This window comes from Myxococcus sp. AM010, assembly GCF_013372585.1.
GTDB lineage: Bacteria > Myxococcota > Myxococcia > Myxococcales > Myxococcaceae > Myxococcus > Myxococcus vastator.
Genome location: NZ_JABXEO010000038.1, coordinates 1 through 25,511 on the forward strand (window position 1 = coordinate 1; position 25,511 = coordinate 25,511).

The window sequence follows — 25,511 nt, forward strand, 5'->3', positions numbered from 1 at the left end:
GTCCCCCACCCCGCCCCATTCTATTTTCCTTGAATTCACCGAACAGGGTCGTGACATGCGCGCTCGACACCGCGGGTGGTTTCCCCGGTTGATGTTGACGTTCCTGGCCGCCGCCTGCGCCCGCCCGCCTCCCGCGCGGCACCGTCCCCTGCACGCCTGCGAGTCTCCTGGAACGCGCTGCTGGGACTTCGAGGAGGGCCGCATCCCCGACGGCTGGACGCCCCACCGCGACGAGTTCAGCGGCAAGCTGCTCGTGGACGACACCCGCGCATATCGGGGCCGGTACGCCCTCCATGCCCGTCAGCTCGTCGGTGGCACGGAGGGAAGCCAAGGGGGGCCCAAGAAGACGCTCCGCTTCGAGCTGCCCGCCCACTTCGGCCCCGTGCTGTGGGGCCGCGTCTACGTCTACACGTCCCCCGCGCGCCCCATGTCCCACGCGGGCCTCTTCAATGCCCGCTACCCCAGGCCCGGCCAGGCGGGCGGGGCCCTGGACACGCTCGACTGGTACGAGGTCGCCACGTACCGGCAGCGCTACATGGCCATCTGGCACCCACCCGAGCCGCCGGGGTTCCCCGAATGGGTGCGGGTGTCGGACACCCCGCTCGTACTCGACGAATGGGCGTGTCTGGAATGGCTCTTCGACGGCGCCAATGGCACGCAACCGGAGGCCGCCGAGCCGCGCGTCTGGCTCAACGGCACCGAGCTTCAGTGGCCTGAGACCTTCGTCTTCTCCGATCCACCGACCCAGGAGCGACCGGTGCGCGAGAAGGTCAGCGACTTCACCGTGCTCGAGGTCGGCGTGTTCCTCTACCAGGGGCTCCCCGTGCCCACTGACTGGTGGATGGACGAGCTCGCCGTGGGCCCGCGGCGCATCGGCTGCGAGTAAGCGCGCTGGACCTGGCCGGCTGAATGGGGCATGCGTGAGGCCCACCCGGGGCCCCACCTGGCCCGGCCATCCCGCGAGAGGAGTCCATGCGAGCCTGCCCGTGCTGCAGGGAGGTGCTGACCGCCGGCATCCTGGGTCTGGGCGTCCGCCGCCTCGCGGGAAGCTGCGAGGTTTGCGGCGACAGGGTCTGTCAGGTGTGCCTGAGCACGCAGGTCCTGGAGGCCGGTGACTTCCAGCAACGCCCGGTGGCGCCCGGCCACGCGAACCGGAAGGCCCGGGGCCGCGTCTGCCGCGCCTGCTGGTGGGAGCACCTGACGGAGCGAGGCCTCAAGCCCCCCTTCCCCGCCCCGCCTGGACAGCGCGAGCGAGCCGCCCACGCGGCGAGGTCATCCTGCCAGCACCCGGATGTCACGCAGGCCATGGGCTTCTGCCCCGGCTGCGGCGACGAAGTCGAATGGAAGGCCGAGCACGGCAACCCCGTCTGCGTGGCGTGCGAGGCGCCCTCGCACCCGCGCTTCAATCACTGCTGGGCCTGTGGCGAGCCCTTCGACGAGGCCAACGCGCCCGAGCCCGTGGCCCAGGGCTACCGGCTTGAGTTCGACTGCGACGCGGACGACTGCACCGGGAAGCTGGCGTGGCTGATGCCCTGCTGCCCGTGGTGCGGAGAAGCGAAGCACTGGGAGCCCGCGAGCGGCGGCGGCCTGGAGTGCACGGAGTGCGAGCACCGCCTGGACCGCGCCTGGGCCCACTGCGTGCGATGTGGCGAAGAGGCCCCCCTGCCAGACGACTGTCTCCGGTGCGGCCAGGACCTGGACGACGCCCCCTCCGCCGCGCGCTGTGAGTCCTGTCGCAACATCGTGTGTGGGGACTGCTTCGACACACGCGTCGTTCCCTCCGCCTCCGGTGAGCCCCAGGAGCAGCTCCTGTGCGCCACCTGCGGCGTGGGCTTCGACCGGCCCGCGCCTCCCGTCGAGCCTCCCGTCGAGGGAGAGGAAGAAGCCAAGGCCGACGACACCACCGAGGAAGCCGACGACGCGGACGACTCGCCAGTCGCGGAGCCTGAGCCTGTGGCGTCTGCTTGGGAGGTGCTGGGCGTCACGCCCGACACTCCGCTCGCGGATGCACGGCGGGCCTATTTGTCGCTGGTGGCCCAGTACCATCCAGACAAGGTCGCGCAGCTCGGCCCCAAGCTGCAGGCCCTGGCGCAGGAGGAAACGCGCAGGCTCATCGAAGCCTGGGAGTACGTTCGCAGGAAAACTTCGGACACAGGTAAAACTTAGCTTCCTTGAAGCTCCAGCCGTGCTCCCGCCGACAACCTCGCGTTGAGCGGCGATGACAGGAGCCACGGGATGAAGACGAATGGGATGACGTGGGACGCGGCGCTGTTGTCGGTGGCCATCCTGCTGGGTGCGTGGGGCGGCGCCGTCGAGGACACGGAGGCGCTCACGCCGGACGCGCTCGAAACCGAGACATCCGAGCTGAACTCGCCCGTCTATGACAGGGCGCGGGCCTTCGCCGCCGCCAATCCCAAGCGGGCGGTGGCACGCCTCCGCCGACCGGTGGTGGCCTGCCGCATACGACGACGGAGTACGACGGCATCCCCGGCCCCAACACGTACAAGGCCGAGCACAAGCTTTGCGGCTACGCGGTGAACCGCGCGTTCTGACGCGGCGTCCGCGGTCCCCGGCGCGAGGCCGGACCTCACCCGGTCCGGTCCTCGTGCCGTCCAGGTTCAGGCGCGAGAGGACGGCTGCACGTCCGCGCCCGCGCGAATCTTGTCGGAGCGCTCCCGCAGCTCGCGCCACGAGTCCTCGTAGTCCTTCTTCAGCTTCGACCAGTTCTCGCCGTGGCTGCTCATCAACCGGCGGAGCGCGGACTCCGTGTCATGGAGCGAGCGACGGATGAACTCGAGCTCCTGCCGCGTGAGCCGTGAGTCCTCGGCCCGGGACTGCGCGGCGGACGCTTCCCAGCCATCCACCTGCGCGCCAAGCGCTCGGAGCTCCGCCTCCCGCTTGCGCTCGTAGGCGGCACGGACGAGCGCCATCTTCGCTTCCATCTCGATGACAGCCTGGTTGGTGTCGTCGTAGGACTTCCGGAGCTCGACCTTGCCCTGGTCGAAGTTCTGCGTCTGCCGCTTGCCCAACTCATCCAGCTTGAGGCGGAACTTGTCGAAGACGCGGCGAATCGCGGACATGTCCTTGAGCTCGTCGCTTGCCTGGCGGACGTCTGCCTGCGCCTCCGTTTCGGCGATCCGGGCGTCGAGCCTCCGCTTCTCCGCATCCATCTGCTTCACGTAGGCCTCTTGCTCCGTCATGACGCGTGTCTCCTTCCGCGCGACCTTCCGGGCGCGGCGCTGTGCTGACGTCATGCATGAGGGCTCACCCCCATGGACGCACACAGTGCGGCGGCCGAGGCCCAGGCGCCCGGCTCGCCGGGCCAGCCGAGGAAGGAGCGCGCTCCTGGCGGTCAGTGGGCCTGGAGGTGCGCCACGGCGGCGTCGAACAGCGCGGCGACGTCCGGGTCGCGCTCCCGCCAGTGCGCCGCGACTTCCTGGAACCGCGCTATCCACTCCGCCTCGGTGCGAGGACTCTCGGGCGCGTTGAGCACCTGGAAGAAGAACGAGGTCGCCCCGGCGCCGCTCTCCGGAACGGTCGCCGCGAGCGCGCCCAGGAAGTCCGTCAGCGCCGCGGCATCCATGCCCGTCTGGCTCATGAAGTCGCGCAGGCGCTCCATGGAGAAGCCATTGCCAGACTCCTGGGTGAACAGGTCCGGAGACGTCCGGCTGAGCTCCACGAGCTGGCTGGCGGTGAAGCCCAGGTCCTTCAACTCCGTGAGCCTTTCGGGCGTCGTGTCATCGCTGAGCAGCGGCGAGTTGGCCTCCGCAAGCGCCACGATCTGTTCGTAGTCCAGGCCCATGGCGGCCAGCTGCTGCAGGCGGCCGTCGGGAGCCCCAGCCAGCCGCTTCGCCGTCTCCGGCGGTACACCCGCGCTGATGAGGAACGCCTCACGCGCCTCGCGGCGGTCGCTCTCGCCTTCAATGGCGCCCTGCCACAGGGCGCTGCCAATCACCATGGCACCGCCCACCACCCACCCCACGGGACCACCGAAGGCAATCACCGCGCCGCCCACAGCCTGGAGCCCGAGCGCCGCGCCCATCTCCGCGTTGCCATTGGCGAAGGCGTGGATGGAGCGCACGACGTCAATGCCGACACCGAACCGGGCGAGCACCTTGCCACCGACGTTGTCGATCCACGACGCGACGGACGTGTTGCCCACCATCTTCGCGGCCACCGCGGCGATCTCCGGCCCGATGCCCACCGCGTCGGAAGCCAGCTTCAGCGCATCCCCCAGGTCCTCGGGCACCTCCATGCTCTGGGCGAAGCTGAAGGTCGCCAGCCCCAGCGCGACGCCGCCGAAGGCGCTGAGCAGCCGGCTGTCGCCGATGAGGTCCTGGATTTTCCGCAGCCCGTCCTGGAACGCGGCCTGGGCCGCTGGACCGGTGGTGGGCGCGCTCGTGAGGAGCGTGTCGAGCTCACCGAGCACCTGCTGGAACTTCGACTCGTCGAGTCCGAACAACGCCGCGTACTTGCCAATGGGGCCCTGCAGGAGGACCCGCGCCGACGCGGTGTCTCCGCGCGCCATCAGCTCCGCGGCGTGATTGCCAAGCGCCTGGACCCACACCGTGGCCGCGCCCTGGGCGAAGTCAGGACTGTTCTCCGCGAGGGTCAGCGCGTGGTCGATCAACCCCGGCTGGTCCGGGTTGGCGCTGGCGACCATGTCCTGGAAGAACTGGCTCCCCGCGCGGGTCATCCCCAGGGCTTGCGACGAGTAGAGGATGCGCTCGGCGTGGTTGTCGTAGGCCTCGTTGCCCGCGCGCATGAAGTTCGCGTCGATGGAGGTGGCCGCGCCCGTCAGCAGGCCGCCCAGCTGTTCGAACCGGGCGAAGACCTCCGCGTGCTGCTGCATGAAGGTGTCGAGCGCCGCCTGACGCTGTTCGTCCGTCATCGCCGGCCCCATGTCCTGGAGCCAGAGCGCGAGCTGCTGCTGGAGTTCGGCGACCTCTTCGGCCACCTGTTCGAACTCACCCTCCGCGGCGACCAACCCCTGCATCGCGATGTTCCGCACATCACTGGCCACCACCTCGCCCTGGGCGGCGGTCAGGGACGCGTCCAGGGCAATGGCGAAGCCCAGTCCGGACGAATCCGCCATGGGCTGGGACGTCCCTGTGACGGACCGGAGGGTGTCCAGGAACGTGAGGTTGACCGGGTTGCTCGGGTAGCCACGCGCAATCGGGTCGGTCAGCAGGCGTGACTGCGACCCCATCGCGTCGCCCAGGCGAACCAGGCTCTGCAGACCGGCCCGGTACGCTTCGCGCTGCTCGTAGGGCGGCTCGTACCGCGCGAAGGACTCCAACATGCGCTGCACGTCGGGATGCGACAGCAGCGCCTCACGGTACTCCGGCGACGCCGTGGCCAGCATCCGCTCGAGCTCGACGGCGGCGGCCGCCGGGTCCTGCGCGGCCCCGAGCGTCGCCACGTCCGCGGTGACCTGCTGCTGCTGCGACAGCGCCAGCGGAGCGCCGAACAACTCCGTCTGCAACTGGGCATCCAGGCGGATGGCGGCGGCAGCGTCCTGGACATTCTCCGCCTGCGGGTACGGCGGCGGCTTGTTCTCCGCCAGCGCCAGGGCGTTCGCCTCTCGCATGGCCCGCAGCGCGGCGTCGGCGTCCTGGGCCACCGTGTCGGGATTGCGCCCCACCGCCGTGCGCGCATCCTCCGCACGAGCCTGGGCCTCCGCGGCATCCGCCGGAGGTGCATCCATCGCGCCGTCCTCCGCGAGGAGCGGCTGCGCGCCCATCGTGAGCGGCGCCTGCGCCAGACGCGCCGCTGCCAGCGGCTGGCCTCGAAGCGCGTGGCTGGCTGGAATCAGGGCGGCGCGCGCCTGCATCGCCGCCGTGGGCCGCGGCACGTCGAAGCCCGTGAGGTTCAGGGGCGCGGACGCCGCGCGCTCGAAGGTGCTCCGCGCCGGGGGCGCGGACTGCTGCTGCGTGGGCCTCGGCGGCTCACGCGGCGTGACAGGCTTCGGCTTCGGCGGTGGCGTGGACCCCGTCTTCGAGCTGCGCATGGCTGTCCCCTTTTGAATTCCCTTGAATGCATGAATACCACAATGACTGTCAGGGCGAGGCGCCACGCCGCGTCAGGGGCGCCATGCCGAAGCTGAACCAGATCATCGCCGTCGAGAAGGGCGTCAAGAACCGCTCCCAGCAGGAGCTGACGCAGGCCCACCACGACCTCCAGAAGCCGCAGCTGCTCAGCGGCATCTCCCGCACGTATCAGCCCCGCGACGAGGAGGGTGAGCGCTTCCCCCCCGAATCCACCCGCGTGCAGGTGCGCACGCAAGACGTCCTCAAGAAGACGCAAGAGATTCTCACCCGGCTCTTCGACGTCACCGCGACCAAGGACCTCACCAACTGTCACGCGAAGGCGGACGTGCGGGTGGATGGCAGGGTCCTGCTGAAGGGTGTCCCCGCCACCTATCTCCTCTTCCTGGAGAAGCAGCTGGTGGACCTCCACACCTTCGTGATGAAGCTGCCCACGCTGGACCCGTCGGAGTCGTGGGTTCCCGACCCGGCGCAGGGCCTGTGGGCCACCGAGCCCGTGCAGACGGCGAAGACGAAGAAGGTCCCCCGCAACCACGTGAAGTCCGAGGCCACCGAGAAGCACCCGGCCCAGGTGGAGGTCTATTACGAGGACATCGTCGTCGGCTACTGGAAGACGGTGAAGTTCTCCGGAGCCCTCCCCGCCACGCGCATGAATGACCTGCTGGAGCGCGTGGAGAAATTGCAGCAGGCCGTCAAGTTCGCCCGCGAAGAGGCGAACGCCGTCGAGGTGGAGGAAATGAAGGCCGGCGAGGCCCTCCTCGGCTACCTGTTCGGCTAGACTCACGGCCGCAGACCTTTTGGAGTCCAGACTCAAACTCAGCAGCAGCTTCACGCCGAGCGTTCTCCGGCCGTCCCCCAGTGCAGGTTCGAGCCCTGCCCCCGCCATTCAGCACCACCTGCGGCGGGGTAGCCCAATCACGGTAGAGGCAGGCGGCACCACGAGCGCGCGAAGCACCCCAAACTCAAGTTCCCACTCCAGACTCAGCATTCGCTGTCGCAGGCCCGATCAACCGTTCCCGCCCCCTCCCTCGTGATGCTGGTGCAATTCCAGCCCGCCGCTCCACTCCACCTTGCGCGGCGGTCGTTCAATCGCAGGACCCGAGGTCTCAACCGCAGGCGGGAACTTAAACGTGCGGGTCTCATCCATGGCAGCACCCCGAGCCCGGGCAGGAGGACACCCTGCTCGGGCTCACTTCTTTCCAGCGGCGCGGCGGGACTTGACGCGCCTGGGCGGGAGCGCTCGGATGCGCCCCCATGAACCGGCTGCTGACCCGCGCTGAAGCGTCGAACTACACGCAAACGTCCCTTCACTCCGACGTGCTGGCCTTCGTGGACGCGCTCTGCGCCCGCACGAAGCTCGCCCGCCGGGTGGACTTCGGCCTGAGCGGCGAGGGCCAGCCCCTGGCGGCGTTGGTGGTGAGCGACCGCGGCTGCTTCACGCCCGAGCAGGCGCGCAAGCAGAAGAAGGTCGTGGTGATGGTGGAGGCCAACATCCACGCGGGCGAAGTCGAAGGCAAGGAGGCCGTGCTCGCGCTCGCGCGCGACCTCACCCTCACCCGACTGGGGCAGACGCTGCTCGACAAGGTGTGCCTGGTGCTGGTGCCCGACTTCAACCCCGACGGCAACGACCGCATCAGCCCGAACAACCGGAAGCTCAACCTCCAGGACCTCGAGGGACAGGTGAACCCCGAGGGCGGCGTGGGCACCCGCTACACGGGAGAGGGCTGGAACCTCAACCGCGACAGCACGAAGCAGGAGGCCCCGGAGACGCGCGCCATGGCCGCGTTGCACCAGACCTGGTGGCCCCACGTCTTCATCGACTGCCACACCACCGACGGCAGCATCCACGCCTTCGACCTGACGTTCGACACGTCCCATTCCAACGAGCCGCTCTTCTCCAAGCTGCGCGCCTACAACCGGGGCCTGCTGGAGCGCGTCGCCAAGGCCGTGCAGGGCCGCCACGGCTTCGACAGCTTCTGGTACGGCAACTACAAGGACGAAGGCGACCCGCGCTCGGGCTGGCACACGTACCCGGCGCTGCCGCGCTTCGGCAGCCACTACCGGGGCCTGCTCGGCCGGCTGGACGTGCTGCTGGAGACGTACAGCTACATCGACTTCCCGCGCCGCTGCGCGGTGATGCGCGCGTGGCTGCTGGAGCTCTTCCGCGACGCGGCCCGGAACGCCGCCACCTACCGCGCCATCACCGACGAGACGCAGGCGGACATCATCGCGCGGGGCAAGGCTCCCGACGTGGAGACGCTCGTCGGCATCAACTACGGCGTGGCCACGCGCGATGACAAGGGCGCGCTGGCGTTCGAGTACCCCGCGTACGCCCGGCCCGGGGACACGGCGAACATCCTCGCGTTCGACGAGGCGAGCATCACCGCGCGGCGCTACCCTGGTAAGCGCAAGCGCACCTACACGATGCCGCACCACCGGACCTTCGTCCCCACCCAGTCCGTGAGCACCCCGGAGGCCTATCTGGCCCCCGCGGAGCTCGCGCCCCGACTGGAGGGCCATGGCATCCAGTTCGAGCGGCTGCCCAAGCCCCGGCCGATCACGGTGGACAGCTACCGCGTGGCCCGGCGCGAGGAGACGTTCAGCCCCGACGTGGCGGCGAATGTGCCGCCGCCCGGCGAGGCCGAGGTGCCGCTCAGCCAGAAGCCCAAGCCGGTGCGCTTCGAGACGGTCCTCACGGTGGCCCCGGAGCGCGCCACGCGCGAGTTCCCCGCGGGGACGCTCTACGTGCCCACGGCCCAGCGCGCCGGAACGCTCGCCGTGTACCTGCTGGAGCCCCACTCCGATGATGGCTTCTGCCGCTGGCAGTTCCTCGACGGCGCCATCACCCCGGGTGAGCTGTACCCGGTGCACCGCGTGGTGGGCTCCGCCACCGCGCCGAAGAAGGCGGAGTAACCTTGGCCGGCGGGGCAGCGCGCCGGGCGCTCAGCGGCGCCGGCTGGGGGGACGCCGGTCGTCACGGACTTCCCGCCGGGACTGGTTCAGCTCCCGCTCCGCCACCTGGATGAGCTCCAGGATGAGCGTGCGCTTGTAGCTCAAGGCCCCGGGCTGACGCAGTCCCTCGATTTCGTCGAGCTCGCGGGCAATGGCCTTCCGTGTCCGCAGCGCGGCGTGCTCGGCGCGCAGGTCGCTCCGAGCTTCGGCGGCGGAGGCCCGGCCCCACTGGGCCGCCCGGGGTCCGCCCCACTGGGCCACGCGCGCATCCCGCCGGGACCGCCGCGACTGCGCCCAATCCTTGGACAGCTCCCGCTCGCTCTCCGCCAGCTCGGCACGGAGCAGCTTGCGCAGACTGACCTCCACGTTCGCCATCCGCTGTTCGCTCCGGCTGCTCCACGCGGCATCGAAGCGGGCCAGCAGTTTCCGCAGGTCCTCCACGTCGCGGCGGTCATCGCGCAGCTCGCTCCGCTCCACGCGCGTGGGACGGGGGCCGTAGCCCTGGGCCTGGGCACTGCCAGTGAGGAGAAGGGCTGCGACCAGCGCGGAAGCGATGCGGTTCATGGGGTGCGTCCTCGTGAGCTCAGGGCCCGCCGTCGTGTTCATGAGGACAGACGCATGCTCCGCGGATCTATTCAGTACCCATCACCCCGCGGTGGGCGGCGAACTGTGCGACACCACACACCTCTCCCGGCACGCCGTCGCACGTTGGGGATTCCGTTCGGGTGAATCCAAGCCCATCTTCCTGGAATGGAACCCAGCAGCGCGTCAGGACGACCGAAGGAGGACGCGCCAGTGCGCGCCACCATCCTCAACGTCAATGACACGCCCGCCATCCTCTACCTCACGGGCCGCATCCTCACGAACGCGGGCTATCACGTCGTGGAAGCCACCAGCGGAACGGAGGCGCTCCGGCTGGCGAGCGGGCGCCCGGACCTGGTGCTGCTGGACGTGCACCTGGCCGACATCGACGGCTACGAGGTCTGCCGGCGCCTTCGGGGGCAGGAGGAGACGCGCGACCTGCTGATCGCACACCTGTCCGCCGTCTCCGTCCGCCGCGAGGACCGGCTCCGCGGGCTGGCCCAGGGGGCGGACGCCTACTGGACGACGCCCCTGGGCGACGACGAGCTGCTCGCCAATATCGAAGCACTGCTGCGGCTGCAGACACGGGCCCAGGCGGCGGTGCAGCTCCGCGACGAGTTCCTCGCCATCGCGGCCCACGAGCTGAGGACACCGCTCACCGCGCTGCGGCTCAACCTGGAGCGCGTGCTCCACCACCTGGCCCGCACGCCGGGCGATACGGTGTCCCGGAAGACCGTTGAAGCCAGCACCGCACCCGCGCTGCGTCAGTTGGTCCGAATGCAGCAGCTTCTGGACACACTGTTGGATGTGTCCCGGGTGGGAAACCGGAGGATGCGCCTCCATCTGGAGATGATGGACCTGGCCGAGGCCGCGCGCGACGTGGCGCAGCGGCTGGCCATGCATGCCCGGGCAGCCGGCGTGGAGCTGACGCTGGCCCTGCCTGAGCGGCCCGCGCTGCTCGCGGGAGACAGGCTCCGGCTGGAGCAGGTCATCAGCAACCTTCTCACCAATGCCTTTCGCTACGGCGACGGCAAGCCCGTCCGCCTCATGGTGGAGGAACATCCGGACGTCCTCCGGATTCGCGTCAGGGACCAGGGCATTGGCATCGCGGCGCAGGACCTGGCCCGCATCTTCAACCGCTTCGAGCGCGCGGTCACCACCGCGGGCACGGAGGGGCTGGGCTTGGGGCTCTACATCGCCCGGGAAATCGTCGCCGCGCACGAAGGAACACTCACCGTGGAGAGCCAGCCGGGCGAAGGCTCGACGTTTCAAGTCACGCTGCCCCGTCACCGGGTGGAAGCGTACTGACCGAAAGGAAGGCGTGTCGTGTCGTCAGGGGAAGACGGTGGAAGCGAGCGCAAGGCGATGCCAGCCCGGTTGGAGACCGGCGTACGCCGGCTCGACTTCATCACCAAGGGCGGCCTGATCCAGGGCGCATCCTACGCGGTGCTGGGCCCTCCCGGCTCGGGCAAGACGTTGTTGGCGCACCAGATTGCCTTCTGGCATGTCAAGCATGGCGGCAAGGCGCTCTACGTGACGCTGCTCACGGAGTCCCACGCGCGCATGCTGGCGAACCTGGAGGCGATGTCGTTCTTCGACGCGTCCGTCATCCCCGACAAGCTCCACTACATCAGCGCCTATCACCAGTTGGAGACCGAGGGCCTCAAGGGGCTCCTGGAGTTGGTGCGGCGCGCGGCCCGGCAACACCAGGCCACGCTGCTCATCATGGACGGCATGGACGCGGCGAAGGAGTTCGCGCGCGGCGACCTGACCTACAAACGCTTCCTGCAGGAGCTGCAGACCTTCATCGGCATCATCGGCTGCACGACGATACTGCTGTCACCTCACTTCGCCAGAGACATGCCCCCGGAGACCACGGCGGTGGATGGCGTCTTCGAGCTGTCCCTCTGGCTGTCGGGACCGCGTGCCGTCCGCGAGCTGGTCGCGCTCAAGTTCCGGGGCAGTGACTCCTTGCTCGGCAAGCACGAGCTCGAAATCTCCAACCGGGGCATCATCATCCACCCTCGCACCGAGGTGCTGTTCTCCAATCCCCAGGAGAAGGAAGAGGGGCAGCGCAGCCGGATGGCCTTCGGGGTTCCTCGCCTGGACAAGTCCCTCCACGGCGGCCTCTTGTCGGGGTCCACCACCCTGCTGCTGGGCGCTCCCGGCACGGGCAAGACGCTGCTGGGCCTGCGCTTCCTCCTGGAGGGCGCCAGACAGGGACAGCCCGGTGTCTACTTCGGCTTCTACGAAACGTCCCAGCGGCTCATTGAAAAAGCCGAGGGCGTGAGCATGGGCGACTTCAAGAAGTACGTGGACGCGGGGCTCATCGAAATCCAGTGGCAGCCGCCGCTGGAGCACAACCTGGACGCGCTCGCCGAGCGGCTGCTGGAGCGCATCCAGGAGCGCAAGGTGAAACGGCTGCGGCTCTTCGTCGACAGCATCGCGGGCTTCCGCTCGGCGTCCGTCTACCCAGAGCGGATGAGCCGCTTCTTCTCCGCCCTGTCCCACCAGCTGCGGATGCTGGACGTCACCACCGTCTACTCCGATGAGACGGCCCTCTTCTCCCCGAACGTGGACGCCCCGCAGCCAGATGCCACCGCGTACGTGGAGAACGTCATCCTGCTGCGCTACGTGGAGCTGCGCTCCCAGCTCTACCGGCTGATCTCCATCATGAAGATGCGGGAGAGCCAGTACGACAGCGGCATCCGGGAGTTCTCCATCACCGACAAAGGCATCACCGTCGCGGAGACCTTCGAGAGCGCCGAGGCCGTGCTCACCGGCCATGCCGTGGTGAGGGGAGCACGGCCCAAGGCCAAGGCCAAGAGAAAGCCGCCCATGGGCGCCAAGGCGGCGGCGAAGAAGGCGGCCCGGAAGCCCAAGCGGAAGCCCGCGGGGCGGAGGCCCTCATGAAGACGATTCTGGTCGTCGACGATGAGAGGGACATCGCGGAAGCGGTGAAGTCCATCCTCGAGGACGAGGGCTACCGGGTCGTCACCTGCTCGAATGGCCGTGAGGCACTCGACTGTCTGAAGGACGCGCGTCCAGACCTGGCCATCATCGACATCATGATGCCGGTGATGAATGGCTTCGAGACCATCCGGGCCATCCGCAGCTCGCGGGAGTTCGCGTCGCTGCCGGTGCTCATCATGAGCGCCATCGACCCGTCGGTGCGGCCGCCCGACTACGACTGGGCGGGGTTCCTCAAGAAGCCTTTTTCGCTCGAACGCCTGCTGGAGCAGGTGCACCAGCAGCTGCCGCCCGTCCGGACGCCAGCGTGATGACGTTGCCCTCCGTCTACTCCTTGCGCAGCAGCACGAACTCCACGCGGCGGTTCAGCTCGCGCCCGCGGGGCAGCAGGTTCGGCGCCTTGGGCCGGGTGTCGCCCAGGCCCACGGTTTCGATGCGCGACGCCTCCAGTCCCGCGGCGACCAGGGCCTTGGCCACGGCGTCGGCGCGCGCCTCGGACAGCGTCTTGCGGGCGGCGGCGGCGGGGCGTTCGCGGTTGTCGGTGTGCCCTTCGATGCGGAGCCGGAGCTTCTCGTCCCGCACGAACATGTCCATCAACAGGGCCAGCCCCGCGGTCGTTCCCTTGCGCGGCGCGGCCTGCTTCTCCGCGAAGCGCGGCGCGCGCGGCAGCTCCACCACGTCCTTCTTCAGGCGCACCTTCTGGGACTTCTTCACCGGCGCCTTCGCCAGGGTGAAGGACACCGTGGGCACCGCCTCCCGGGAGAGCGTCACCTTTCGCGTCTGCGCCAGGTAGCCCTGGGACAGGACGTCCAGCCAGTACTCCCCAGGCGGCAACATGACCTCCACCGGCTTGCGCGCCTTGCGGTCCACCATCACCCGCCGCGGCGCCCCCGAGGTGGACTTCACGTACACCGTGGCCGCGACGGGCCGCTTCCCCGCCAGCACCTTCAGCAGCAGCTTCGCGGGCGCCACCGGCCCCTGCTCCGGCGCCTCCACCGTCTTCACCGGCGCGGCCACGGGCGGCGTCGGTGAGATGGGGCTCGTCACGGGCGGCGGGGGTGGCTTCGCGGGCGCCCGCGCCACCGGTACACCCGCGTCCGGAACATCCGGAATGGCCACGTCCGCCAGGGCGGCCGTCATCTCCGCCTTCACGTCATGGGACAGCTTCAGCTTCAGCCGGGGATCCGGCGCGGTGGGGTTGATGGCGGGAAGCACCCGCACCCGCGCCCGAAGGCCGCGCTGCACCTGCACCGTCACCGACGCCGTCAGCTTCCAGAGGAAGCCGCTCTCCTCGCTGAAGAGGTTCCAGGACTCGTTGGCGTAGGTGACGTGCGAGACGAGCGTGTAGGAGCCCTCCTCCACGGTGAGCACCGCGAGCCGATGCACCCCGGGGCCGTTGAGCTTGTCCAGGCCGGGGATGGCCAGAGGCTGGCCGTTGACGAGGAAGTCCGCCTCCACCAGCTTGTAGCCCCGCGACGTGCCCGCGCCGGGGAGGCCCTCGAAGGAGATGACGATCTCCGGCGGCGGCGTCTTCACCAGCGCCTGGAGCTGCCGGTCCAGGTCCTCGCGCGCCCGCTGCTCCACGGCGGAAGGCTCCGCCGCGCGCGCGGAGGTGGCGAGCAGGGCCATGAAAACCAGAAGGGGGACTTGAGCGGAGATGGCGGCCACGGGGGCTCACAGCATCGCACAACCTGGCGGCTCCGCGAGTTGTCCGCCACCCCGGCTGACGGCCAGCCAACCCTCGGCCGCCTTCCCTCCCCTGTCCAGGTATCAGGCTGTTTCAGGAGTGAAGGGACTTGTAGCTCCCATGCGGCGAGGTTTCTCGCGCCACGAGTTCCAGCTACCCACGAGGGCCACATCAGCGCTACGCCTACGGGTATGACCGACTTCCAGTTCCAGGACATGCTGCCGCTGGGCAAGGACGAGACGCCATACCGGCTGCTCTCCAAGGACCACGTCTCCACCTTCGAAGCTGGCGGCCGCACCTTCCTCCAGGTCGCGCCCGAGGCGCTCACCCTGCTCACCCGCGAGGCCATGCGCGACATCGCGCACCTGCTGCGCCCCGGACACCTGAAGCAGCTCTCCCACATCCTCGAGGACCCCGAGGCGTCGTCCAACGACCGCTTCGTGGCGCTGGAGCTGCTGAAGAACGCCAACATCGCCGCCGGCGGCGTGCTGCCCTCCTGCCAGGACACGGGCACCGCCATCGTCATGGGCAAGAAGGGCCAGTACGTCATCACCGGTGGCAATGACGAGGAGGCCATCTCCCGAGGCGTGTTCGACACGTACCAGACGTCGAACCTGCGCTACTCCCAGATGGCGCCGCTGGACATGTACAAGGAGGTCAACACCGGCAACAACCTGCCCGCGCAGATCGAGCTCTATGCGACGGACGGTGACGCCTACAAGTTCCTCTTCATGGCGAAGGGCGGTGGCTCCGCCAACAAGAGCTACCTGTTCCAGGAGACGAAGGCGCTGCTCAACCCGCAGAGCCTGCTGAGCTTCGTGGACGCGAAGGTTCGCGCGCTGGGCACCGCGGCCTGTCCGCCGTACCACCTGGCCATCGTCGTGGGCGGCACCTCCGCCGAGTACGCGCTGAAGACGGCCAAGTACGCCTCCGCGCGCTACCTGGATTCGCTCCCCACCGAGGGCAACCACCTGGGCCGCGGCTTCCGCGACGTGGCGCTGGAGCAGGAGATCCTCAAGCTCACGCAGCGCACCGGCATTGGCGCGCAGTTCGGCGGCAAGTACTTCTGCCACGACGTGCGCGTCATCCGCCTGCCCCGCCACGGCGCGTCCTGCCCGGTGGCCATCGCGGTGTCGTGCTCGGCGGACCGGCAGATTCTGGGGAAGATCACGAAGGACGGCGTCTTCCTGGAGCAGCTGGAGGCCGACCCGGCGAAGTACCTGCCCGAGACGACGGACAGCCAGCTCGGCGGCGAGGTGGTGAAGGTCGACCTCAACCGCCCCATGAGCGAGATTCGCGCCGAGCTGTCGCGCTACCCCATCAAGACGCGCCTGATGCTCAGCGGCCCGCTGGTGGTGGCGCGCGACATCGCCCACGCGAAAATCAAGGAGCGCCTGGACGCCGGCAACGGCATGCCCCAGTACCTCAAGGACTACATGGTCTACTACGCGGGCCCGGCGAAGACGCCGGAGGGCTATGCCTCGGGCTCCTTCGGCCCGACGACGGCCGGTCGCATGGACGCGTACGTGGACCAGTTCCAGGCCGCGGGCGGCAGCTTCGTGATGCTGGCCAAGGGCAACCGCTCCCCCGCCGTCACCGAGGCCTGCAAGAAGCACGGTGGCTTCTACCTGGGCTCCATCGGCGGCCCGGCGGCGCGGCTGGCCAAGGACTGCATCACCAAAGTAGAGGTGCTCGAGTACGCCGAGCTGGGCATGGAGGCCGTCTGGAAGATTGAGGTGGTGGACTTCCCGGCCTTCATCGTCGTGGACGACAAGGGCAACGACTTCTTCGCCAACATCAACAAGCCGTCGGCGGCGAAGAAGGCCTGAGCGGGAGCCACCCGCCCCTGACGCTCAGGGCCGAGGCGGCTCCCCTGCCGTGGGAGCCGCGGGCGGGGCGCGCCGCTTGGGGATGATGGAGCGGCGCGGCCCCTTGAGGGCCACGCCCAGCAGCATGGTGGCGGGGAGCAGCATTCCCAGCCCCTGCGTGAGGTTGTCAGGGGGCCTCACGATGGCCCCTGCCGCCAGGATGGCGAACAGCAAGCCACAGACGAGCCGAAGGATGAAGGCGTTCACCCCTCCAGCCTAGACAGTCCGTGGCCGCTGTCCACCAGCCCCGTCCGGCGGGGCTACCAGATCTTGACGCGCTGCTCGGACGGCAGCCAGTTGCCGTCGCCCTGCTTCACGCCGAAGGCCTCGTAGAACTCCGGCATGTTCCGCACCACGCCGTTGACGCGGTACTGCGGCGGCGAGTGGGGGTCCGTCAGCAGCATCTGCCGCATGGCATCATCCCGGTACAGGCCGCGCCAGATCTGCCCCCAGCCCAGGAAGAAGCGCTGGTCGCCCGTGAAGCCGTCGATGACGGGCGGCGTCTGGCCCTGGGTGGACAGCTTGTAGGCCTGGTACGCCACGGTGAGGCCGCTCAGGTCCCCGATGTTCTCCCCCAGCGTGAGCTTGCCGTTGACGCTCATGGCCTCCAGCGGGCTGAAGCCGCTGTACTGCTCCACCAGCATGTTGGTGCGCTGCTCGAAGCCCGTCTTGTCCTCGGGCGTCCACCAGTCGCGCAGGTTGCCGTCGCCGTCGGAGCGGCTGCCCTGGTCGTCGAAGCCGTGGCTGAACTCGTGGCCGATGACACCGCCAATGGCGCCGTAGTTCGTCGCGTCGTCCGCCTCCGGGTTGAAGAACGGCGGCTGGAGGATGGCGGCCGGGAAGACAATCTCGTTCATCGTGGAGCTGTAGTAGGCATTCACCGTCTGCGGCGTCATGCCCCACTCCTCGCGGTCAATGGGCTTGCCCAGCTTGCCCACCGCGCGCTGGTGGTCGAACAGCTCGCCCCGGCGCACGTTGCCCACCAAGTCCCCGGCGACGATGTCCAACGAAGAGTAGTCCCGCCACTTGTCCGGGTAGCCGATCTTCACGCCGAACTTCTCCAGCTTGGCCCGGGCCTGCGCCTTGGTGGCGGGGCTCATCCAGTCCAGCCCGTCAATGCCCTTGCGGAAGGCCTCGCGCAGGTTGGCCACCAGCTCCTGCATGCGCTTCTTGGAGTCGGGGCTGAAGTGGCGCTCCACGTAGAGCTGGCCCACGGCCTCGCCCACGACTTCGTTCACCTGGGCCACGCCGCGCTTCCAACGCGGGCGGTTCTCCTCCAGGCCCTGGAGCGTCTTGCCGCGGAACTCGAAGTGCGCCTGTTCAAAGGCGCTGCTGAGCAGCGGCGCGCGGGTGTCCAGCACCTTCAGCGTCAGGTACTGCTTGATGACCGGCAGCGGCGTGGACTTCAGCAGCCCGCCCAGGGCCTCCATGTAGTCCGGCTGACGGACGATGACGGAGGGCGTGGCCTCCGCGCCGGACGCCTTGAGGAAGCGGCCCCAGGAGAAGCCCGGCGTCAGCGCGTCCAGCTCCGCGACCGTCTTGGGGTTGTACGTCTTCTCGCGGTCGCGGTTGCGCGCCCGGTCCCACTGCTTCGCGGCCAGCGCCGTCTCGAACGCCATGACATCCTGGGCGGCCTTCTTCGCGTTCTTCTCACCGGCCAGCGTGAGCAGCTTCTCGAGGTAGGCCACGTACGCGGCGCGGACCTCGACGAAGCGCGGCTCCTGCTTGGTGTAGTAGTCCCGGTCCGGCAGGCCCAGGCCCAGCTGCGTGGCGTAGACGGTGTAGCGCGTGGCCTGCTTCTGGTCCTGGCCCACGAAGATGCCGAACGGCGCCGGCACGCCTTCGCGCAGCAGCGTCGCGAACAGCTCCGGCAGCGCGTCCGCGCGCTTCACGGCCTTCACGCGCTCCAGCTCGTCGCTCACCGGCTTCAGGCCCAGCGACTCGATGTGCTGGGTGTCCATGAAGCTGTTGTACAGGTCCCCCACCTTCTGCGCGGTGGAGCCGGGGTGGCGCTCCTTCGCGGCGGCGGACTCCTCGATGATGGCGCGCATGGCCAGCTCGGCCTTGTCCGCCAGCTCGATGAAGGTGCCGTACCGGGCGCGGTCCGCGGGGATGGACGTCGTCTTCAGCCAGTTGCCGTTGACGAAGGTGTAGAAGTCGTCCTGCGGCCGGACGCCGCGGTCCAGGTGCTTCAGCTCCACGCCCAGCGAACGCACGGCCTCCGTGGAGGCGGCCTGGGCGGCGGGCACGGCCGGAGGCGGCGCATCATCTGCAGGGGGCGGCTGCTGCGTGGTGGCACAGCCGGTGAGGAGCAGGGTGCCCAGGGCGCTGCGGGCCCAGGCACGGCGGGAGACGGTCTTCAGGGGGCTCAATGCGGCTCCGAGAGAAATGAGGGGCGGCGGATGCTGCCAGACGCGGAGGGTCGTCGTCCCTCCGGGCAGGCAGGAAGAACATCCGGGCGCGGACCCTATTCCATGGAGCGGGCCCCACCCGCACCTTCCGCGCGGTGGGACCCCTCACTGCGCGCGCTACCGCCGCGGCGGGCCCAGCACGGGCGCCGGTACAGGCGCGGGCGTGGGCGCTGGTACAGCGGGCGTCACCGTCACCGCGACGTCCTGGGCCAGGGCGTCCACGTCGTGGAAGCCCTTGGCGCTCACCTCGGCGCCGCGAAACAGGGCCCAGCCCGGCAGGCCGCGCTGGTAGGCGCGCGTCATGTGCCAGAGCTGAAGTCCACTGTTGGACACGAACAGGTACAGCGACCGCTTCGGGTTCCAGGGGTTCGGCAGCGCCACGGCCAGGCCATCATCCGGGCGGCCGTACGTCTTGCCCTGCCAGCGGAAGTAGCGCCGCCCCAGCTCCACGGGGAGCTGCTTCTCGGTCGCCAGCCGCGCCAGCAGCGCGTTGTCCTCCGCGCCGCCGAAGAGGACCAGGTCCCGGTCCGCCAGCTCCGCGTCCGTCACCTCTGCGTCCGGTTTGATGGGCATCAGGTACTCCACGAACGCGTCCGCCAGCACCTCGCGGTAGCCCAGCGCCAGCGTGCGCATGGACTCCGTCTGGCGCGCTGTGCCGTGCACCAATAGGAGCTTCTCCCAGGCGTCGAGCTGGTTCGACAGCGTCTGGTGGTGCTCGCGCGGCACCGGGATGTCATTGCCGGCGTTGAACACCACGCGGACGGGCGGCTCCGCCGTGCGGAAGGTGAACGTCTCGTTGAGGCCCTTCACCTCCACGCGCTCCAGCGTGGCGCCCTTCGCGGTGCGCACCTCCACCAGCGTGACGAAGTGCCAGGGGCGCGAGCCGGGTTGCTCCACCTTCAGCGTCACCTCGTAGCCGTCCTTCACCTGCGCGGCGCTGGCGCGGAGGCGCGGCTGCGGCAGCCCCGTCTGCTCCACCCACTGCGACACGAGGAGGCCCACGTCCCGGCCGGTGGCCTCCAGCACCGCGCGCTTGAAGTCCGCGGTGGTGACGTTCTTGTTGGCGTAGCGGCCATGCAGGGCGTTCATCGCCTTGGAGAAGGGGGCGTTGCCCAGCAGCAGCCGGAGCTGGTGCAGCAGGAAGGTGCCCTTGATGCGCGGCAGCATGTAGGCGCCGTAGCGGCCGTAGTCCGTCTTCGCGGAAGCCGGCACCACGTCCGCCTCGCGCGAGGTGGTGAAGAGGTAGCGCGCGTTGAGGTCGGCCAGCGCGTCGCGCTGGTACTCGAAGGCCTTGTCGGACGTGTCTCCACCTGCCGGCAAGCCCTTGAGCAGCTTCCAGTACGCGGCGGTGCCGCTGACCAGCCAGTTCTCCCCATCCGTCGCGGGGAACACGGTGTTGGCCCACAGCAGGGGCCGGCCGAAGACGAACGCGTCCTTCACCTTCGACACGTCACGCTTGAGCGCGGCCGGCGCGGCGGGAGGCGTCCAGCCCTTGCGAGCGGCCTCCAGCTTCTCCGCGACGACGACGGGGCTGAACGCCGTGTAGCCCAGCGACAGGTGCGGCGTGGCGCCGGGCAGGTCGGGAATCCACCGGCCCCCCACCATCTTCTCGCGCAGCGTCGTCTTGCCGTAGTGGGCCAGGAACATCAGCTTCTGGGCCATCTCCGACGTGGTGACCTTGCCATCACACGCGTGCGGCCGGTTGATGGGGCTGGAGGCCAGCATCCGGATGGCGGTGTCCAGGTCGAAGCCCTTCTTGCCGTGCTTCGCGTAGTACTCCTGGAAGGCGATGTCGCGGTTCCAGGTGTTGAAGGCCAGGTCCACCGGGGCGTTGTCCGGGTTGGGCACGTACTCCTTGCGCACCTCCAGGTCCCGGTTGTTGTTGTTGGCCCAGATGAAGTCCTTGAGGTTGCCCGGCGTGTCCCCGGCCTGCCCCTTGCCGCCGGTGCGCCACAGGCGCGTCTTCTTCGTGCCCAGCAACAGACACGCGCCCTCGTCCGTCTTCGTGTCCGCCAGCGTCCAGTCGTTGGTGTAGAGGCCGTTGTTGCCGTCCTTCATGATGCGGGCGACGTCGTCGATGGACGACGCGTACTGCGCCGCCTTGCGGATGCGGTTGCTCTGGGGCGTGCCATTCATGTCGAACGGCGACTGCCCCACCGTCGTCTCGCCAATGACGATGCCGGCGGCGTTGACGTACCAGTCCGCGCCGCTGTGGATGCCCCCGGGGAAGGTCTGCATCACGAAGCGGTGGCCCCTGGTGGGCTTCACGTCCAGCACCACGTCCCAGTGGACGCCCGTGTAGCCGCCCCACATGAAGATCTGCCCCATGATGGCGCGGCCATCCGGGGTGGCGGACTTGGTGGCCACGAAGGAGGAGCAGTGGTCCCCCTTCCCCGCCCGCTCCGCGTCCTCCTCCGCCTTGAGGAAGGTGCGGCCGGTGAGCGGCGTGCCCGTGGCGCGGTTCGCCTCGGCGAGCTGCCCCGCGTCCACGGCGGAGTTGAGCGTGACGATGTCCAGCAGGTCCAGCTCGCGGTCCTTGAACTTCGCGCCCGCCTTGTTGGCGCCGTCCGCGATGCCCTTCATCTCCTCCAGGAACTCCGTGTCGTACTTGCGCAGGAAGAGCGCGTCCGCGAGCAGCCGCCGGTGGTTCCACCCCTTGGAGGCGTCCGTCTTGTCCTTCTCGATGCCGAGCTTCTCCATGTAGCGGACGATTTCTTGTGGCACCAGCCGGCCGAACTGGTGACCCCGCTCGTAGGGCTCGCCCTCGATGTGGACATAGATCCACCCGCCCTCGTCATAGCGGAAGCCCTTGCCGGCCCAGCGCACCGACTCCAGGGGGATGTAGGCGGTGATGTCGTCCACCTTCTCCATGCGGACGTCGTCGAACCAGGCGGTGCCCGTGGCCTTGCCGTTGCGGCCCAGGTGGAGCTGCACCCGGTCCGAGGACTGGGTGGCGAAGAAGAGCACCGACGCGCGGCCTCCCGCCTCCGTCGCGGGCGCGGGCGAGCAGTTGGTGAAGGGGAAGCTCTTCATCGACAGGCAGGCGCCGTGCGCCGTGGGGTAGCGCGCCTGCGGGTCCGCCTGGACGCCTCGGGTGCGGACCCAGGCGCTGAGCCGGTAGAGCTGGCCCACCTGGAGCTTCATCGCCTCGGACTCCACCGTCGTCTCGGCGCCGCCCACCGGGTTCTCGATGGCCAGCCCGCGAGCGCCCTCCACCTTCGCCGCGGCGCTTCCGGACGCCTTCCCCTGGCCTCGGGCCTTCCAGAAGGCGGGGAGCGAGCCGGAGCCCCCCGCAATCTCGAAGTTCCCGTTGGGCACGGCGACAGGCGAGGAGGCGGGCGCGGCGGCCCATGAGGGTGCCGCGTGGAGCGTGCTCGCGGACAGCAGCAGCGCGCCGAGCAGCTTGGACGTCATGCGAAAAGCGGACATGAGGCTCCCAGCCCGGAAGGGACGCCGGGCATCGGGTGGAGGTGGCCGGGGCGCATGACACCCCCGCCCTCCCCGAGCGTCAATCGCGATGTGCCACGACACGGTGATGACGCACGGCGGCTACCGGGCTGTCCGTCCGTCCTTCAACGAAGGACCCAGGCGCTCGTGCGGAGGAGCAGCCGGGCCGCGCGCCGGACGGCATCCACGCGGCGCGCCGCGGTCGCTGGCGGGGTGACGGGCGCATCCCAGTCAAAGGTGCGGAGCCGGTTCAAGAAGCCCTGCTGGACGCAGCCCTCCAGGCTGAAGACGTGGAGGTCATGCGTCCAGCGCACCGCCAGACGCAGGTCGCGCGAGAACTCCGTCCAATCCAGGGGCTTCGCGGCGAAGGCGCCGGGCAGCTCCACGCCGCCGCCCGTGACGCCCACCGCCAGGGACTGACTTCCGGGCCCGTAGCTCCAGAGCACGGAGGGGCCGTAGGGCCGCAGGAAGCTGGTGTAGAGCATGAGGACCTCCCGGTCCGCCGGCAGGTCGAGCACGCCCGCCAGCCGCTGCACCAGCGTGGAGCGCGACTCCCGCTCGTCCACGATGATGGGGAACTGGTAGGCATCCACCCGGTAGCCGTCCGCGCGGATGCGCTCCATCAGCCGCGCGTACCCTGCCCGCGCGTCCCGGACGCGGCGCCCCTGCACGAGCCTGGGCAGGATTTCGCCCAGCTGCCGCCACCCGCCCTCCATCCACCGCCGCAGCTCGCGGAGGTCCGGCTCGATGTCCAGCCCCACGCCCTCCCACGTCAAGCCGTGCTCGGCCGTCCAGGCCTGGAAGTCCTCGTAGCGCGCCGTGGCCTGCGCCACGTTGCCCGCATGGAACCAGTAGCCCTCGTCGTCGGGCAGCAGCAGCCACGCCGTGACGGGGATGCCCACCCGGTTCAGCCGCTGGACCACCTGCGCCCGCTCCGGCCCCAGGTCGAGCAGGCCCAGGCTCACCCCGGCCTCCAGCGCCGCCAGGTCCTCCACGACGCCAGCAGTGGCGAACAGCTCGCGCAGAGGCTCCGCCTCCAGCTCGCAAAAGAAGGTCAGCATGTGAGGTTTCATGTCAGCCCCGCGCCTCCCTACGCACCGCTTGGGGACAGTGCGGCATACCACCGTGGAGGAGCCTCAGGGCGTTCCACGAGGGCCGGCTGTTCGATCACGTCCATCCGCGCCTCCCGGACCTCGATACCAGCAAGCGATTTTATCGCGCGGCGCTGGACGCTCGGGCGCCCCGGGCGTCAGAAGGTGGACGAGACGTACCGCGCGCTGACGCGGTGATGACCTTCAATGATTACGAGCAGTCCATGTCGTCCCCAGATGGCACCGATACCCTGCTCCTCATCGAGAGCGTCAAGCCCCGGCTGCGAGGCGTGTCCCACGCCGTGGCCTTCGTGGCGGCGCTGCTCGGGTGCATCCAGTTGGCGCTGCTGCCGGCGCGCGGCCCCCAATACGTGGCCGACCTGGTGTTCGGCGGCAGCCTGGTGCTGATGTTCGGCGTGAGCGCCACCTACCACCGCTTCACCTGGGGCATGGACGCGTACCGGCGCATCCAGCGCTTCGACCACGCGGCCATCTACATCCTCATCGCGGGCTCATTCACCCCCATGGCCACGCTGGACACCACGGGTGACACCAGCCGGTATCTGCTCTGGTTGATGTGGGTCGCCGCGCTGACGGGCGCGGGCCTCACGCTCATGGGGGTGCACACCTCGCGGGGGCTGCGCTCCGCGCTCTACGTCGCGCTGGGCGCCGTGGCCGCGCCGGTGATGCTGCGACTGCCGGAGGTGATTGGCTCCGGGCGCGTCGCGTGGCTCGTGCTGGGCGGCGTGCTCTACGCCGTGGGCGCGGTCATCTACGCGCGCCGCTGGCCCGACCCGATTCCCACCGTCTTCGGCTACCACGAAATCTTCCACCTGCTCGTCGTGGCCGCGGCGGGCGTGCACTACGCCGTCATCCTGGACATCGTGGGCGGCGCCTGACGCCAGCGCTATCTCCGGTGACAGCTGGCGTAGGGCCATTCCCGCTCGCGCTCGCAGCGGACGAAACAGGCGTAGCAGTCTCCCGCCCATCGTCCCCTCCCCGCCTCCCTGCAATGGGCATGGGTGTCCACGCAGCGCCGCTTCCATCCGGCATTCGCGCCGTCGTCCCGATTCACCTCGCGCTCCTTCGTCACGGCCCGGATTTCCGACAGGTAGACGACAGCTTCCGAGGCGGAGAGGCCGCACAGCTCAGGTTGCGTCGGATGACGCTGGAGGCAACATGAGGTGGTGTCGAGACACGCCGTGGTGGAAGCCGGAGCGGGCGCGGAGGTTGCGCGACGGCTGACAGGGCCCGTGGCGCCGCTGGAGCAGCCCAGCGCCAGGCTCGCGAGCGCGACGAGGAGGGACGCGGAGAGGTTCGGCATGGAAGATGCCTAGAACACGAGGCCCCCTCCGCCGACCATCACCCTGGATGGGTATGGCCAGGGCGTCCGCGCCGCCTCGGCGTCCGCCGTTTCAGTAGGACCAGGGGAAGCGCTTGAAGTCGCGCTTGCGCTTCTGGACGAAGGCGTCGCGGCCTTCCTGCGCCTCGTCGGTGCCGTAGGCCAGGCGCGTGGCCTCGCCCGCGAAGAGCTGCTGGCCCACCAGTCCGTCGTCGGGCAGGTTGAACGCGTACTTCAGCATCTTGATCGCCGTGGGGCTCTTCGTGTTGATCTCCGCGGCCCACTCCAGCGCGAACTCCTCCAGCTGCGCGTGGGGCACCACGGCGTTGACCATGCCCATCTGGAAGGCCTCCTCCGCCGAGTAGTTGGCGCCCACGAAGAAGATCTCCCGCGCCCGCTTCTGGCCAATCTGCCGCGCCAGCAGCGCCGAACCGTAGCCCGCGTCGAAGGACGCCACGTCCGCGTCCGTCTGCTTGAACACCGCGTGCTCCTTGCTGGCGATGGTCATGTCACAGACGACGTGGAGGCTGTGCCCACCCCCCACGGCCCAGCCCGGCACCACGGCGATGACGGCCTTGGGCAGGAAACGAATCTGCCGCTGGACCTCCAGGATGTGGAGCCGGCCCAGGCGCGCGGGGTCGGACTCGCCCTCCTCGCCTTCGTACTTGTAGCCGTCCTTGCCGCGGATGCGCTGGTCACCGCCGGAGCAGAAGGCCCAACCGCCATCCTTGGGCGACGGCCCGTTGCCGGTGATCAGCACGCACCCCACGTCCGTCATGAAGCGCGTGGCCTCCAGCGCCCGGGACAGCTCGTCCACGGTGCGAGGCCGGAAGGCGTTGCGCACCTCGGGGCGGTTGAACGCGATGCGGACCGTGCCCTGGTCCACCGCGCGGTGGAAGGTGATGTCCTTGCACTTGAAGCCCTCGACGGCCTTCCAGCGCGCTGGATTGAAGATGTCCGAGACCATGGTGTTCTCACTCGGGGGGAGAGAAGTGGATGCGCGCGGACCCTAGGCGCAGCGGCAGCGCCCGTCCAGGGATGCGCGCGCAGCCCGCACGGGGGCCAATTGTCCGAACCTCGCGGGAGTGCTCAGACCCCAGCCGTAGCGCTCCGT

19 protein-coding genes are annotated in these 25,511 nt (G+C 69.4%); 10 read left to right on the plus strand and 9 right to left on the minus strand.

Annotated features, from left to right (window positions below):
- Positions 1–55 precede the first annotated feature (55 nt).
- The 3 genes from HV826_RS18505 (at position 56) to HV826_RS18515 (ending at position 2,538) form a co-directional block, all read left to right on the plus strand.
- Positions 56–886, plus strand: coding sequence for a hypothetical protein (locus HV826_RS18505; protein ID WP_255217282.1), 831 nt, complete (start codon positions 56–58; stop codon positions 884–886).
- An 86-nt stretch (positions 887–972) separates the two neighbouring features.
- On the plus strand, positions 973–2,166 hold the full coding sequence (locus HV826_RS18510; RefSeq protein WP_217917135.1) for a DnaJ family molecular chaperone: 1,194 nt from the start codon (positions 973–975) through the stop codon (positions 2,164–2,166).
- 69 nt (positions 2,167–2,235) lie between these two features.
- On the plus strand, positions 2,236–2,538 hold the full coding sequence (locus tag HV826_RS18515; RefSeq protein ID WP_176418358.1) for a hypothetical protein: 303 nt from the start codon (positions 2,236–2,238) through the stop codon (positions 2,536–2,538).
- An 80-nt stretch (positions 2,539–2,618) separates the two neighbouring features.
- Here HV826_RS18515 and HV826_RS18520 read toward each other — a convergent pair whose 3' ends face one another.
- Positions 2,619–3,200: a hypothetical protein gene (locus HV826_RS18520; protein ID WP_176418359.1), complete on the minus strand. Its 582-nt coding sequence runs from the start codon at positions 3,198–3,200 to the stop codon at positions 2,619–2,621.
- Between the two features lie 152 nt (positions 3,201–3,352).
- Entirely contained in the window at positions 3,353–6,010 is a 2,658-nt protein-coding gene (locus tag HV826_RS18525) for a hypothetical protein (protein ID WP_176418360.1), read from the minus strand.
- Between the two features lie 83 nt (positions 6,011–6,093).
- On the opposite strand from HV826_RS18525, the gene HV826_RS18530 reads away from it, so the two are divergent.
- Positions 6,094–6,825, plus strand: coding sequence for a hypothetical protein (locus HV826_RS18530; RefSeq protein WP_176410627.1), 732 nt, complete (start codon positions 6,094–6,096; stop codon positions 6,823–6,825).
- Between the two features lie 476 nt (positions 6,826–7,301).
- A complete protein-coding gene (locus HV826_RS18535; protein WP_176418361.1) occupies positions 7,302–8,960 on the plus strand; it encodes a M14 family zinc carboxypeptidase in 1,659 nt (552 codons plus the stop codon).
- Between the two features lie 30 nt (positions 8,961–8,990).
- On the opposite strand, the gene HV826_RS18540 is transcribed toward HV826_RS18535, so the two are convergent.
- Positions 8,991–9,563 (minus strand): hypothetical protein, encoded by a 573-nt coding sequence (locus HV826_RS18540; protein ID WP_176418362.1) that lies wholly within the window; start codon positions 9,561–9,563, stop codon positions 8,991–8,993.
- Between the two features lie 231 nt (positions 9,564–9,794).
- On the opposite strand from HV826_RS18540, the gene HV826_RS18545 reads away from it, so the two are divergent.
- Genes HV826_RS18545 through HV826_RS18555 form a run of 3 tightly spaced genes read left to right on the plus strand, consistent with a single transcriptional unit; the run spans position 9,795 to position 12,862 of the window.
- Entirely contained in the window at positions 9,795–10,889 is a 1,095-nt protein-coding gene (locus tag HV826_RS18545) for an ATP-binding protein (protein WP_368670950.1), read from the plus strand.
- Between the two features lie 18 nt (positions 10,890–10,907).
- On the plus strand, positions 10,908–12,494 hold the full coding sequence (locus HV826_RS18550; RefSeq protein ID WP_368670951.1) for an RAD55 family ATPase: 1,587 nt from the start codon (positions 10,908–10,910) through the stop codon (positions 12,492–12,494).
- Positions 12,491–12,862 carry a response regulator gene (locus HV826_RS18555; RefSeq protein ID WP_176418364.1) on the plus strand — a complete coding sequence of 124 codons (372 nt, stop codon included), beginning with the start codon at positions 12,491–12,493 and terminating at the stop codon, positions 12,860–12,862. Before HV826_RS18550 ends, HV826_RS18555 begins: the two co-directional genes overlap by 4 nt.
- A gap of 16 nt (positions 12,863–12,878) precedes the next feature.
- On the opposite strand, the gene HV826_RS18560 is transcribed toward HV826_RS18555, so the two are convergent.
- A complete protein-coding gene (locus HV826_RS18560) occupies positions 12,879–14,180 on the minus strand; it encodes an OmpA family protein (RefSeq protein ID WP_217917134.1) in 1,302 nt (433 codons plus the stop codon).
- Positions 14,181–14,429: 249 nt separating this feature from the next.
- On the opposite strand from HV826_RS18560, the gene HV826_RS18565 reads away from it, so the two are divergent.
- Positions 14,430–16,067 (plus strand): fumarate hydratase, encoded by a 1,638-nt coding sequence (locus HV826_RS18565; RefSeq protein WP_176418366.1) that lies wholly within the window; start codon positions 14,430–14,432, stop codon positions 16,065–16,067.
- 24 nt (positions 16,068–16,091) lie between these two features.
- Here HV826_RS18565 and HV826_RS18570 read toward each other — a convergent pair whose 3' ends face one another.
- From HV826_RS18570 to HV826_RS18585, 4 genes are all read right to left on the minus strand, one after another.
- Positions 16,092–16,313, minus strand: coding sequence for a hypothetical protein (locus HV826_RS18570; protein ID WP_176418367.1), 222 nt, complete (start codon positions 16,311–16,313; stop codon positions 16,092–16,094).
- A gap of 53 nt (positions 16,314–16,366) precedes the next feature.
- Positions 16,367–18,478 carry a M13 family metallopeptidase gene (locus HV826_RS18575; RefSeq protein ID WP_176418368.1) on the minus strand — a complete coding sequence of 704 codons (2,112 nt, stop codon included), beginning with the start codon at positions 18,476–18,478 and terminating at the stop codon, positions 16,367–16,369.
- Positions 18,479–18,634: 156 nt separating this feature from the next.
- Positions 18,635–21,946, minus strand: coding sequence for a C45 family autoproteolytic acyltransferase/hydolase (locus HV826_RS18580; RefSeq protein ID WP_176418369.1), 3,312 nt, complete (start codon positions 21,944–21,946; stop codon positions 18,635–18,637).
- A gap of 143 nt (positions 21,947–22,089) precedes the next feature.
- Positions 22,090–23,025, minus strand: coding sequence for a hypothetical protein (locus tag HV826_RS18585; RefSeq protein ID WP_255207800.1), 936 nt, complete (start codon positions 23,023–23,025; stop codon positions 22,090–22,092).
- Between the two features lie 254 nt (positions 23,026–23,279).
- Between HV826_RS18585 and HV826_RS18590 the strand changes: the two genes are divergently transcribed.
- Entirely contained in the window at positions 23,280–23,954 is a 675-nt protein-coding gene (locus tag HV826_RS18590) for a hemolysin III family protein (protein WP_255207799.1), read from the plus strand.
- A gap of 516 nt (positions 23,955–24,470) precedes the next feature.
- On the opposite strand, the gene HV826_RS18595 is transcribed toward HV826_RS18590, so the two are convergent.
- On the minus strand, positions 24,471–25,364 hold the full coding sequence (locus HV826_RS18595) for a 1,4-dihydroxy-2-naphthoyl-CoA synthase (RefSeq protein ID WP_176418372.1): 894 nt from the start codon (positions 25,362–25,364) through the stop codon (positions 24,471–24,473).
- Positions 25,365–25,511 lie beyond the last annotated feature (147 nt).